At 75.3% G+C, this 12,517-nt stretch carries 12 protein-coding genes and 1 riboswitch; all 12 genes read left to right on the plus strand.

Going from position 1 to position 12,517, the window contains the following annotated elements; genetic code table 11:
- Positions 1 to 77 precede the first annotated feature (77 nt).
- Entirely contained in the window at positions 78 to 1,010 is a 933-nt protein-coding gene (gene fmt, locus RM446_RS03200) for a methionyl-tRNA formyltransferase (protein WP_311543534.1), read from the plus strand.
- Positions 1,011 to 1,201: 191 nt separating this feature from the next.
- Positions 1,202 to 2,692, plus strand: a complete 1,491-nt coding sequence (locus RM446_RS03205; RefSeq protein ID WP_311543535.1) for an RsmB/NOP family class I SAM-dependent RNA methyltransferase — start codon at positions 1,202 to 1,204, stop codon at positions 2,690 to 2,692.
- 74 nt (positions 2,693 to 2,766) lie between these two features.
- On the plus strand, positions 2,767 to 3,432 hold the full coding sequence (rpe, locus tag RM446_RS03210; protein WP_311543536.1) for a ribulose-phosphate 3-epimerase: 666 nt from the start codon (positions 2,767 to 2,769) through the stop codon (positions 3,430 to 3,432).
- A gap of 138 nt (positions 3,433 to 3,570) precedes the next feature.
- Complete coding sequence (locus RM446_RS03215) at positions 3,571 to 4,638, plus strand: phosphatase PAP2 family protein (RefSeq protein WP_311543537.1); 1,068 nt, start codon at positions 3,571 to 3,573, stop codon at positions 4,636 to 4,638.
- 37 nt (positions 4,639 to 4,675) lie between these two features.
- A riboswitch (FMN riboswitch) is annotated at positions 4,676 to 4,806 on the plus strand.
- A 115-nt stretch (positions 4,807 to 4,921) separates the two neighbouring features.
- Positions 4,922 to 5,536, plus strand: a complete 615-nt coding sequence (locus RM446_RS03220) for a riboflavin synthase (protein WP_311543538.1) — start codon at positions 4,922 to 4,924, stop codon at positions 5,534 to 5,536.
- A gap of 107 nt (positions 5,537 to 5,643) precedes the next feature.
- A complete protein-coding gene (locus RM446_RS03225) occupies positions 5,644 to 6,972 on the plus strand; it encodes a bifunctional 3,4-dihydroxy-2-butanone-4-phosphate synthase/GTP cyclohydrolase II (protein ID WP_311543539.1) in 1,329 nt (442 codons plus the stop codon).
- Between the two features lie 113 nt (positions 6,973 to 7,085).
- Positions 7,086 to 7,580: a 6,7-dimethyl-8-ribityllumazine synthase gene (gene ribH, locus RM446_RS03230; protein ID WP_311543540.1), complete on the plus strand. Its 495-nt coding sequence runs from the start codon at positions 7,086 to 7,088 to the stop codon at positions 7,578 to 7,580.
- 127 nt (positions 7,581 to 7,707) lie between these two features.
- Positions 7,708 to 8,121 carry a PH domain-containing protein gene (locus RM446_RS03235; protein ID WP_311543622.1) on the plus strand — a complete coding sequence of 138 codons (414 nt, stop codon included), beginning with the start codon at positions 7,708 to 7,710 and terminating at the stop codon, positions 8,119 to 8,121.
- Between the two features lie 183 nt (positions 8,122 to 8,304).
- Positions 8,305 to 9,246 carry an AAA family ATPase gene (locus RM446_RS03240; RefSeq protein ID WP_311543541.1) on the plus strand — a complete coding sequence of 314 codons (942 nt, stop codon included), beginning with the start codon at positions 8,305 to 8,307 and terminating at the stop codon, positions 9,244 to 9,246.
- A gap of 5 nt (positions 9,247 to 9,251) precedes the next feature.
- A complete protein-coding gene (locus RM446_RS03245; RefSeq protein ID WP_311543542.1) occupies positions 9,252 to 10,385 on the plus strand; it encodes a vWA domain-containing protein in 1,134 nt (377 codons plus the stop codon).
- Positions 10,378 to 11,541 (plus strand): XdhC/CoxI family protein, encoded by a 1,164-nt coding sequence (locus RM446_RS03250; protein ID WP_311543543.1) that lies wholly within the window; start codon positions 10,378 to 10,380, stop codon positions 11,539 to 11,541. Before RM446_RS03245 ends, RM446_RS03250 begins: the two co-directional genes overlap by 8 nt.
- A 218-nt stretch (positions 11,542 to 11,759) precedes the next feature.
- Entirely contained in the window at positions 11,760 to 12,401 is a 642-nt protein-coding gene (locus RM446_RS03255) for a nucleotidyltransferase family protein (RefSeq protein ID WP_311543544.1), read from the plus strand.
- The last annotated feature ends 116 nt before the right edge of the window (positions 12,402 to 12,517 follow it).

The following is a 12,517-nucleotide window of genomic DNA, read 5'->3' on the forward strand; positions in this document are numbered from 1 at the left end:
GATCGGCGTCCGCACCGGCGGGCGGACTGATAGACAAGGTGCTGCGCAGGACGAGAACAGGTGAGAAAGAGCGGCGTATGAAACTGGTCTTCGCGGGAACTCCTGAAGCGGCGGTGCCCTCGCTCACGACGCTGCTGAGCTCCCACCACGACGTGGCGGCGGTGGCGACCCGGCCCGACGCCCGCTCGGGGCGGGGGCGGCGCCTTGCGCCGAGCCCGGTCGCCCAGGTCGCCGAGGACGCCGGCGTCGAGGTGCTCAAGCCGGAGAAGGCGAGCGACCCGGAGTTCCTCGGCCGGCTGCGGGAGATCGCCCCCGACTGCTGCCCGGTGGTGGCCTACGGCGCGCTGCTGCGCCAGGACGCCCTGGACGTCCCGGCCCGCGGCTGGGTGAACCTGCACTTCTCGCTGCTGCCCCAGTGGCGCGGCGCCGCGCCGGTGCAGCACGCGGTGCTGCACGGCGACGACCTCACCGGGGCGGCGACGTTCCGCATCGAACCCGACCTCGACTCCGGCCCGGTCTTCGGCACGGTCGTCGAACCCATCGGCCCGCACGACACCAGCGGCGACCTGCTCACCCGTCTCGCCGAGTCGGGGGCCGGTCTGCTGCTGCGCACCCTGGACGGCATCGAGTCCGGCGAGCTGGCGCCGCGCCCGCAGAGCGGAGACGGCGTCTCCTTCGCACCGAAGCTCGCCCCCGCCGACGCCGAGGTCGACTTCACCGCGCCGGCGATGCGGGTCGACCGCCTCATCCGGGCGTGCACACCGGCCCCCGGCGCGTGGACGACCTTCCGCGGCGAGCGCCTGAAGCTCGGGCCGGTCCGACCGGTCACCGGCGCCGACGCACTGCCGCCCGGCCGCATCGGCCTCACCAGGGACCGCGTCTTCGCCGGCACCGCCACGCACCCGGTGGAACTGGGCGAGGTCCAGCCCCAGGGCAAGCGGCGCATGCCCGCCGTCGACTGGGCCCGCGGCGTGCGCCCGGCGGAGGCCGACGTCCTGGGCGCCGGCTGAGGCCGCGTACCGGCCGCCGGACCGCCCCATCCCGGGCGCAGGGGGGCATCGGGTACGCAGAGTGAGTATCCTCGACAGGGCGGCCCGCTCCCCGCTCCCGAGCCCACAACCGGCCCCTGCGCCCGTGGCCAGGGGGATCGGCGCGCGGGCCGAGTGCAGACCCCCTGGTGAGGCTGAAGGCAGAGTTCCCTGTGAGTGACCGTTCCCGTCCGTCCCACCGCTCCTCGCCCCGCACGAACGGGGGGAGTGGCGAAAAGGGCGGCAAGACCGCGCCGCCCGCTCCGAAGGACCCGGCGCGGCGGACCGCCTACGACGTGCTGCGGGCGGTGCAGGACCGCGACGCCTACGCCAACCTGCTGCTTCCCTCCATGCTGCGCGAGCGCGGCCTCCACGGGCGCGACGCCGCTCTCGCCACGGAGCTCACCTACGGCGCCCTGCGCCGCCAGGGCACCTACGACGCGATCCTGGACGCCTGCATCGACCGCTCGCTCCGCTCGGTCGACAGCGAGGTGCTGCCCGTCCTGCGGCTGGGCGCCCACCAGCTGCTCTCCACTGCCATTCCGCCGCACGCCGCCGTCAGCGCGACCGTCGACCTGGCCCGCCGGGTGGTCGGCCACCACCGCGGCCGGTTCGCCAACGCGGTGCTGCGCAAGGTGGGCCGCCGCGGCCTCGACGACTGGACCGCGATCGTGGCCCCCGACCGCGCGGCCGACCCCGTCGGCCACCTCAGCGTGGTCCACAGCCACCCGCGCTGGATCGTGGAAGCCCTCGCCGCCGCCCTGGGCGAGGACGCCCGGGGCGGCGCCTCCGGCGCCGAGGCGGAGGCGGGCGGGCCCTTGGCCGAGACCGAGCGCCTGCTCGCCGCGCACAACGAGCGGCCGGGGGTGACACTGGTCGCCAAGCCCGGACGTGCCGCGGTCGAGGACCTGGTCGGCGGCGGCGCCGCGCCCGCGCAGTACTCGCCCTACGGCGCCTACCTGCCCGAGGGCGATCCCGCGCAGCTGCGCGAGGTCCGCCAGCGCCGCGCCGCGGTGCAGGACGAGGCCAGCCAGCTCGTCGCGCTCGCGCTGACCCGCGTCGGGCTCGACGGCGCCGACTCCCGCTGGCTGGACGCCTGCGCCGGACCCGGCGGCAAGGCCGCCCTGCTGGCCGGGCTTGCGGGCAGGCGGGACGCCCGCCTGCTGGCCGCCGAGGTCCAGCCCGCCCGGGCGGGCCTGGTCGCCGCAGCGGTGGAACGCTCGCCGCGCGACGCGGGCCGCACCGTGGTGGCCGACTCCACGCGCCCGGCCTGGCGCGACGGCGCCTTCGACCGCGTGCTGGTCGACGCGCCCTGCACCGGTCTGGGCGCGCTGCGCCGGCGCCCGGAGGCGCGCTGGCGGCGCACGCCCGAGACCGCCGCGAACCTGGAGCCGCTGCAGCGCGGCCTGCTGTCCCGCGCGCTGGACGCCGCGCGCCCCGGCGGCGTGGTCGCCTACGTGACCTGCTCGCCGCACCTGGCCGAGACGCGCGGCGTCGTCGAAGGGGTCCTGGCCGAACGCTCCGACGCCGAGCCGCTGCGCGCCGCCGACCACCTCGGCGAGGTCCCCGACGTCGCGGCCGGGCCCGACGGGCGCTACGTCCAGTTCTGGCCGCACCGCCACGGCACCGACGCCATGTTCCTGGCCCTGCTGCGCAAGCGCTGAGGCGGCCCCGCGGGCACCGCACACAGCGCCGGGCGGCGCGGGACCTGCACCGATCCGCTAATAGACTCGGGCGCGTGGCAATCCAAATCTCACCCAGCATTCTGTCCGCCGACTTCGCGCACCTGGCCGACGAGGCGGCGGCGGTCTCCGGTACGGCCGACTGGCTGCACGTCGACGTGATGGACAACCATTTCGTGCCCAACCTGACCCTGGGCCTCCCGGTCGTGGAGTCGCTGCTCACGTCCGTGCACGTGCCGATGGACTGCCACCTGATGATCGAAGACCCCGACCGCTGGGCGCCCGCCTACGCCGAGGCCGGAGCCGGCAGCGTCACCGTGCACGCCGAGGCGGCGCGCTCGCCGGTGCGGACCCTGCGGGAGATCCGCGGGCAGGGCGCGCGGGCCGGGCTGGCGCTGAACCCCGGCACCGCCCTGGAGTCCTATGCCGACCTGCTGCCCGAGGTCGACATGCTGCTGATGATGACCGTCGAACCCGGGTTCGGCGGCCAGGCGTTCCTCGACCTGGTGCTGCCGAAGATCCGCCGTGCCCGCGAGCTGATCGCGGCCGGCGGGGGCTCGGTCTGGCTGCAGGTGGACGGCGGCATCACCGACGAGACCGTCGAGCGGGCGGCGGAGGCCGGAGCCGACGTGTTCGTCGCGGGCTCGTCGGTGTACAAGGCCGACGACCCCGCCGCCGCGGTCCGGGCGCTGCGCGCGCGGGCGCAGAAGGCCGCCGGGTAGCCGGGCGGCTTGGAGGATCGGCGCGCAGGCGTCTACGATCCCCTCTCATCCGAAGGAACCCGATAATCCGAGGTCTGGAATCCGGTGTAGGAGAGCATCGGTGGGGCGCGCTCCAGGCCCGGCCGCCAAGGGCGGCCGGTGGTCGCGATACGCGAGGTGTGCATGGACGCGGTGTGGGACGTCGAGATCGTCGTGGTCGAGTGGATCCAGAGCTGGGGCCGGTGGCTTGAGGCGCCCATGGAGGCCGTGACCCTCCTCGGCTCCCAGGCGCTGCTGCTGGTGCTCGTGCCCCTGGTGTTCTGGAGCCTGCACCCGGCGGTGGGCGCGCGCCTCTACCTGATCGCCGCCGGCGCCGCTCTGGTCGCCGACCTGCTCAAGATCGCCCTGCACGGTGCGCGGCCCTCCTGGTTCCACCTCTCCGTGCGCCCGCTGGCCGGCGAGACCACCTTCGGCGCGCCCTCCGCCCACGCCGCGACGTCCCTGGTGCTCTGGGGATACGGAGCACTGCGCCTTCGCCGGAGGGGGGCGTGGTGGGCGGCCGCCGCGATCGTCGCGGCGGTCGGTCTGACGCGGATCTACCTCGGCGCGCACTTCGTCACCGACGTGCTGGCCGGCTGGCTGCTGGGCGCGGCTGCCCTGTGGGCCGCACTGCGCTACGAGGACGCGCTGCTGGCGCGCTGGCGGCGGCTGGGCCTGCCTGCGCAGACGGGCCTCGCGCTCGCCGCCTCGCTGGCCCCGCTGCTGGCCGCCGCCGGGTGGCAGGCGCTGTTCCACGCCGACTGGACCCCGCCCGAGGAGTGGACCGGCTCGGTTCCGCCCGGGATCGGCGACGCCTCGCTGGAGCACACCGCGGGGGTCGCCGGCGGCCTCTTCGGCGGCGTGCTCGGGCTGTCGGCGCTGGCCGTGCGCGGCTGGTACAGCGCGGCGGGCTCGGCGGTCTCGCGCGCGGCGCGCTATGTGGTCGGGATCTCCGGGACGGTCCTGATCCTCGCAGTGGCCGACGTCGCCGTCCCCGGTGCCGCGGGCAGTGCGGGGCTGCTGCGCGAGTACCTGGTCTTCGCGGTGCTGGGCGCCTGGTCGGCGCTGGGCGCGCCGGAGCTGTTCCTGCGCATGGGCCTGGCCGGGCGTCCCGGCGGTGTGGGCCGCGCCGCGGGCGCCGGGCACGCCGACGCGCCGCCGGACGGCCCCGCTGCCGATCGGGAATGACGCGGCATGGCACACTGTTGCCAGAAACGTTGAACCAACGCGTGCTCCGGGGTCGGTGAAAGTCCGAACCGGCGGTGACAGTCCGCGACCCGGCCGATGCCATCGGCCGGTTGAACCGGTGGAACTCCGGTACCGACGGTGAAAGTCCGGATGGGAGGCAGTACGCGTGGGATCGGTCGAGCCGCGGGCCCCCGCCCGCATCCTCCTTCCGGTCCTTCCAGGGCGGTGCGACCGCCCGCACGCCATCCCCGGAGCCTGATCCGGGTAAGGGGATGGATGGGACGTGTTCACCGGAATCGTCGAGGAGCTCGGTGAGATCACCGGGATCGAGCAGGCGGGCGAATTCGAGGGCGACGCCGTACGGCTGACCGTGCGCGGCCCCGTCGTGACCGCCGACACCCGGCATGGCGACTCGGTCGCCGTCAACGGGGTCTGCCTCACCGCCACCGCCGTCTCCGGCGACAGCTTCGGCGCCGACGTGATGAAGGAGACCCTGGACCGCTCCAGCCTCGGCGCGCTCACCGCGGGGTCCCCAGTCAACCTGGAACGCGCCGCGAAGGTGTCCGACCGCTTGGGCGGCCACATCGTCCAAGGCCACGTCGATGCCAGGGCCGAGGTCGTCGAGCGCGTCACGGGCTCCCGCTGGGAGACCGTCCGCTTTTCGCTGCCGTCCGGCCTGGCGCGCTACGTCGTCGACAAGGGCTCGATCACCGTCGACGGCGTGAGTCTGACCGTGGCCTCGGTCGGCGCCGACAGCTTCACCGTCAGCCTCATCCCCACCACGCTCGACCTCACCACGCTGGGCTCCAAGGGCATCGGCGCGCCGGTGAACCTGGAGGCCGACGTCATCGCCAAGTACGTCGAGCGCCTGATGCCGAATTCACAGGCGGGCGCCTGATGGGCGGGCAGGCCGGCGGGGGACGCCCGCACCCGGGGGAGGCCCCGCCCGCGGCCCCCGCAGCCGCCATACGCACCGCAGGCAACGGCCGAGGAGTTATCGAAGCGATGACCAGCACCACCACCGAGCAGCCCGCCCCCGCTGACATCGACCGCATCCCGCAGGACCCGTCCGCCGGCGCCCGCCCGAGCCTCCTCGACGACATCGCCGATGCGATCGGCGACATCGCCGCCGGGCGGCCGGTGATCGTGGTCGACGACGAGGACCGCGAGAACGAGGGCGACATCGTCTTCGCCGCCGAGTCCGCAACCCCCGAGCTGCTCGCTTTCACGGTCCGCCACACCTCGGGCCTGCTGTGCGTGCCGATGCTCGGCGAGGACCTGGACCGGCTCGACCTGCCGCTCATGACGTCGGAGAACCAGGAGGGCCTGCGCACCGCCTACACGGTCACCGTCGACGCGCGCACCGGGATCAGCACCGGGATCTCCGCCGCCGACCGAGCCCGCACCGTCCGCCTGCTCGCCGCCCCCGGCACCCGGGCCGCCGACCTCAACCGGCCGGGCCACGTGCTGCCGCTGCGGTACCGTCCCGGTGGTGTCCTCGCCCGCCGCGGCCACACCGAGGCCTCGGTCGACCTCGCGCGGCTCGCGGGCATGCGGCCCGCCGCGGTCATCGCCGAGGTCGTCGAGGACGACGGCACCATGGCCCGCCTGCCGCGGCTGCGCGAATTCGCCGACGAGCACGGGCTGCGGCTGGTCTCCATCGACCAGTTGGTCCACCACATCGAGGCGGCCGGCACCTCCGCCCAGCCCGGGCCCGGCTCCAGCGGACCGCTGGTCGAGCGCGTGGTCGAGACCCGCATCCCCAACAACCACGGCGACTGGCGCGCCGTCGGCTACCGGGGTACGTCCGACGGCGCCGAGCACGTCGCCCTGGTCCTGGGCGACCCCGCCGAAGACCCCTCCCCTCTGGTGCGCCTGCACTCGGAGTGCCTGACGGGCGACGCGTTCGGTTCCCACCGCTGCGACTGCGGCGCACAGCTGGAGGCCGCCATGGCCGCCGTCGCCGCCGAGGGGCGCGGCGTCATCGTCTACCTGCGGGGCCACGAGGGACGCGGGATCGGGCTGCTGCACAAGCTGCGGGCCTACCGGCTGCAGGACTCGGGGGCCGACACCGTCGACGCGAACCTGGAACTGGGCCTGCCCGCCGACGCCCGCGACTTCGGCGGCGGCGCGGCGGTGCTCGCCGACCTGGGAGTGCGCTCGGTGCGCCTGCTGAGCAACAACCCCAAGAAGACGGAAGGCCTGAGCGAGCACGGCGTCGAGGTCGCGGAGCGGATCCCGATGCCCAGCGCCGTCACCGCCGAGAACCTGCGCTACCTGCAGACCAAGCGCGACCGGATGGGCCACGACCTGCCCGGCGTCGCCGCCACCTGAGGGGCGCGCGGCCCGCGCTGCGCGCCGCCCGGGCCGCGGCCGCCGCCGCGAACCGCCGCGGCGGCAACCGCACCACCGCACCACCGCACCAGCCCGGAAGGAACCCGATCCAGATGAGCGGTACAGGACGTCCTGAGAAGTCCCGGGTCGACGCCGCCGGCCTGCGCGTGGGCATCGTCGCCACCCGCTGGAACGCCGAGGTCGTCGACCCCATGCTCGACCGCGCCCGCAAGGCCCTGGCGCACTGGGGTGCCGAGGAGCCCGACGTCGTCCGTGTGGCGGGGGCGATCGAGATCCCCGTCGTCGCCCAGCAGCTCGCCCGCACCCACCACGCGGTGGTCGCGCTGGGTGCGGTGATCCGCGGCGGCACCCCGCACTTCGACTACGTCTGCCAGTCGCTGACCCAGGGCTTGACCGAGGTCGCGCTGGCCGAGTCCACCCCTGTCGCCAACGGCGTGCTGACCTGTGATACCCAAGAGCAGGCCCGCGAGCGCGCGGGACTGCCCGGCAGCAGCGAGGACAAGGGTTGGGAGGCCGCCACGGCGGCCGTCGACACCGCCGCCGTCCTGCGCGGCCTGCGCGCGGCCGACCAGCGGGTATCCGGATAGCTGCGGCCCGGCGCTCGGCGCCGGGCCCGGATGAGCACGATCCAGGCGAGGAGACACCTACACAGTGGACGAGGACGCGCACCGCGATCAGGTCCCCGAGCTGCCGGTGACCTGGCGGCCCCGCAATATGCGCATCGTCGGCTACGCGCTGGCCGCGCTCGTCGTGGTGACGATGACGGCGCTGGCCGCCGTCCTGCCGGACCAGTGGCGGCTGTCGGACCGGGTGGGCCTGGTCGCCATCGGCGCCGTGGGCGCGGGCGTCCTGCACCTTCTCGCCCGCCCCCGCCTGGAGGCCACCGAGACCCGCGTGACCGTGGTCAACAGCATCCGCACCCACGTGCTGGAGTGGCCCGAGATCATCGACGCCCGCATGCCGACGGGCGAGCCCTGGCCCACCGTCGATCTGGCCGACGGCTCCACGCTGGGCGTCATGGGCATCCAGAGCAACGACGGGGCGCGGGCCCGGGAGGCCCTGGAGGATTTCCAGCGCCTCCTGCACACCCGGGGCGAGGCGCAGGAGCCCGGCCCCGAACCCCGTTGATCTTGTAGCCATCGTGAAGGAAAACGACTTCCATTTGCGATGGCTACAAGATCGACGGTGGTGCCGGCATCGTCTGACCCGCGGGCGTCCGCCGCGCCCCGCCGGTTCTTGCCGCCTCCGCCGCTCCCGCCGTAGCCTTCCGACCGCATAGCCTGGGCCGTAGGAGGAGGGGAGGCCCCGACGATGGCTGACGCACAGGGGACCGCCGACGCGACGACCGGGCCAGAGGACTTCGCCCGCCGGCTCGACGAGCACGACTACCTCGCCGACGACGGCGCGGCCACCGCCTGCTTCCTCGCCGTGCGCATGGGCCGCCCGCTGTTCCTCGAAGGCGACGCCGGAGTCGGCAAGACCGAGCTGGCCAAGGCCCTGGCCGCCGTCATGGGTGCACCGCTGATCCGGCTGCAGTGCTACGAGGGCATCGACGCCGCCCAGGCGCTCTACGACTGGGACTACCCGCGCCAGCTGCTGCATCTGCGCGCGGCGCAGGCCGCCGGCGGCGGGTCCGACGCCGAGCGGCTGGAGTCGGGCCTCTACGACCGCCGGTTCCTGCTGGCGCGGCCGCTGCTGCGCGCCCTGGAGGCCAGCGCCGCCGGCCCCGGGGTGCTGCTGGTCGACGAGATCGACCGCGCCGACGACGAGTTCGAGGCGTTCCTGCTGGAGTTCCTCTCCGACTTCACGATCTCCATCCCCGAACTCGGCACCGTGCGCGCCGAGACCCCGCCTGTCGTCGTGCTCACCTCCAACCGCACCCGCGAGGTCCACGACGCGCTCAAGCGCCGATGCCTCTACCACTGGATGCCCAACCCCGGCTTCGACCGCGAGGTGGCCATCATCCGCCGGCGGCTGCCCGACGCCGCCGACCGCCTCGTCCGCCAGGTCGCCTCCGCCGGGCAGCGGCTGCGCGCACCCTCCGGCGAGGGCCTGGACCTGGTCAAGCCGCCCGGCGTGGCCGAGACCATCGACTGGACCGCGGCGCTGGTGGCGCTGGGCGCCCGCGAGCTCGACCCCGACTCCGCGGCCCGCAGCCTCGGCGCTCTCATCAAGCACCGCGAGGACCACGAGGCCGTCCGACTCAAGCTCGCGTCCCTGTTCAACGGGCACGACCAGGCGCCGGTGGGGTGAGGGCCGTGGACCCGGCCGGCCGCGACAGCACCGAGACCCTGCTGGGGTTCGTCCGCACCCTACGCGCGGCGGGGGTCGGCGCCGACACCGGCCGCGCGGCGGCCTTCCTGCGCGCCGTCGACACCCTCGACGTGACCCGGCCCGGACCCGTCTACTGGGCCGGCCGGCTGACCCTGTGCTCCTGCGGCGCCGACCTCGCCCGCTACGACGCCTGCTTCGCCCACTACTTCGGCGGCGCCCGGCCCGAGCCGTCCCGGTCCGCGCGCACGCGCACCGTGACGGCGCCCGCGATGTGGAACCCGCCCGAGGGGGCCGAGGGCGACGACGCCGACACCGCCGGACTGCTCGCCGCGGGCGAGACCGAGGTCCTGCGCTCGGCCGACATCGCCGCCCTCACCCGCGAGGAGCGCGCCGAGGTGGCGCGCCTGGTCTCGCGCATCAGTGCCGACCGCCCGCGCCGCCGCACCCGCCGCCTCGAACCCGCGGCGCACGGCCGGCTCGACCACCGCCGCACGCTGCGCGCCGCACTGCGCACCGGCGGCGATCCCGTCCGACTGCCGCGCCGCCACCGCTCCACCCGGCCGCGCCGGGTCGTGCTGCTGGTCGACATCAGCGGGTCCATGTCGCCCTACGCCGACGCCCTGCTGCGCTTGGCCCACGTCGTGGTGCGCGGCCACCCCCGCCACACCGAGGCCTTCAGCGTCGGCACCCGGCTGACCCGCCTCACCCCCCAGATGCGCATCCGCGACCCCGGAGCCGCGCTGTCCGCGGTCGCCGAGGCGATCCCCGACTGGAACGGCGGCACCCGCCTGGGCACCGAGCTCAAGGAGTTCCTGGACCTCTACGGCCGCCGCGGCGCGGCCCGCGGCGCGGTGGCGGTCATCGCCTCCGACGGCTGGGAGCGCGGCGACGCCGCGCTGCTGGGTACCCAGATGGCGCGGCTGTCCCGGCTCGCCCACCGCGTGGTGTGGGTGAACCCGCACAAGGCCCAGCCCGGCTACGCGCCCCTGACAGCGGGGATGCGGGCCGCCTGGCCGCACATCGACGAGTTCGTGTCCGGCCACAGCCTGGACGCGCTGGAACAGCTCGCCACCGCCGTGATCGGCGGTCGGCGCGGAAGAGGAGGGCCCCGTGCGTGACATCCGCACCGCCGTCGCCGACATGTACGCCTCCGGCGACACGTTCGCGCTGGCCACGGTCATCGACACCTACCGCAGCGCACCGCGTGAAGCGGGCGCCGCCATGGCCGTGGGCGCCGGAGGCGAGGTGGCCGGCAGCGTCTCCGGCGGCTGCGTCGAGGGCGCCGTCTACGAGCTGGCCCAGCAGGTCATCGCCGACGGCGAGCCCGCCCGCGCCACCTACGGCGTCAGCGACGACGACGCGTTCGCTGTCGGACTGACCTGCGGCGGCACCCTGCACGTGCTGGTGGAACCGGTCGACCCGGGCCGCCACCCGCACCTGGGCGCGGTCATCGCCGACATCGAGTCGCACCGCCCGGTCGCCGTGGCCACCGTCGCCGGCGGCCCCGGCCGACTGGGCGCGCGCCGCGTCATCTGGCCCGACCGCGCCGAAGGGGACCTGGGCGGGACCAGGCTGGAGGCCGCGGTCGACGACGACGCCCGCGGGATGCTGGCCCAGGGCAGCACCGGAATCCTGCGCTACGGCGCCGACGGCCAGCGGCGCGGCGACGAGCTGGAGGTGTTCGTGCAGTCCTTCGCCCCGGCGCCGCGCATGCTGGTCTTCGGGGCCATCGACTTCGCTGCCGCGGTCGCCGGAATCGGCGCCTACCTGGGCTACCGGGTCACCGTGTGCGACGCCCGCCCGGTCTTCGCCACCACCAAGCGCTTCCCGCGCGCCGACGAGGTGGTGGTGAAGTGGCCGCACGTCTTCCTCTCCGAGATCGAGGCGCAGATCGACGAGCGCACCGCCATCTGCGTGCTCACCCACGACCCCAAGTTCGACGTGCCGGTGCTGGAGGCGGCGCTGCGCACCCCGGCCGGCTACATCGGGGCGATGGGCAGCCGGCGCACCCACGAGGACCGGCTGGCGCGGCTGCGCGAGGCGGGCGTCGGCGAGGAGCGGCTCGCGCGGGTGCGCTCGCCCATCGGACTCGACCTGGGTGCGCGCACCCCCGAGGAGACCGCCGTCTCCATCGCCGCCGAGCTGATCCAGACCCGGTGGGGCGGCAGCGGGCGCCCCCTGTCCACCACCGCCGGCCGCATCCACACCGAGCCGCTCGCCGCCGCGGGCGCCGACGACGCCGAACCGAGGGTGCCGGCCGGCCGCGCGCGGTGACCGGGCGGTCCGGCGCCGGGGCCGCGGACCCCGACCGGTCCGCCGCGACACGCCCGGGACGCGGCGGGCGCGGAGGCCGGAAGCGGACAGCGTCCGATGTAACCCCGCAGCTCGACCCGCACGGATCGGCCGGTTCGCCTCAGGACGCGGCGTTCCCGGGCCTGCAGGCGTCCCCGGGCACCGGACGGCCCGGCGCCCGGGCGTGGCATCATCGCGGCATGACGACACGCAAGCGGGGCGAAAGCGGTGCGGGGACGGCACCGGTCGCCGGGCTGCTGCTGGCCGCCGGCGAGGGGGCCCGCCTGGGCCGCCCCAAGGCACTGGTGGAGGTCGCGGGGGAGCGGCTCGTCGACCGGGGCGTGCGGACGCTGCGCGAGGGCGGGTGCGCGCCGGTCTACGTCGTCACCGGGGCGGTCGAGGTCGACGTGGGCTGCGCGGCCTCGGTGCACAACCCCGGTTGGCAGAGCGGCCTGGGCTCGTCGCTGCGGGCGGGGCTGGACACGCTGCCCGAGGACGTCGACGCCGTCGTCGTCGCGCTGGCCGACCAGCCGCTGGTGAGCGCCTCGGCGGTGCAGCGGCTGCTGGAGGCCCACGCCGACGGCGCCCGCGCGGCCGTCGCCACCTACGCCGGCAACCTGCGCAACCCCGTTCTGCTGGGCCGCGAGCACTGGCCGAGCGTCCACGCCCTCGCCGAGGGCGACGTGGGAGCGCGCCCGTTCCTGAGTGCCTACTCACATCTGGTCACCCACGTGCCCTGCGACGACGTGGCCAGCCCCGAGGACATTGACACCCCCGAGGATCTGGAGCGCCTCCAGGCCTGCCTCGAAACCCGCGGCTCCGCCCCGCACCGGCCCACGTGAACTCTCGTACCCGCCGGGCGCGGCGGGTGCCGGAGGGAGGCCCCGCCGCCAGCGCAGGTGTGAGCGATCACAATCGGCGGCGCGGACACGGCCGCCGGCATCAGCCGACCGGGCTC

It is taken from the genome of Streptomonospora wellingtoniae (assembly GCF_031845375.1).
Lineage (GTDB): Bacteria > Actinomycetota > Actinomycetes > Streptosporangiales > Streptosporangiaceae > Streptomonospora > Streptomonospora wellingtoniae.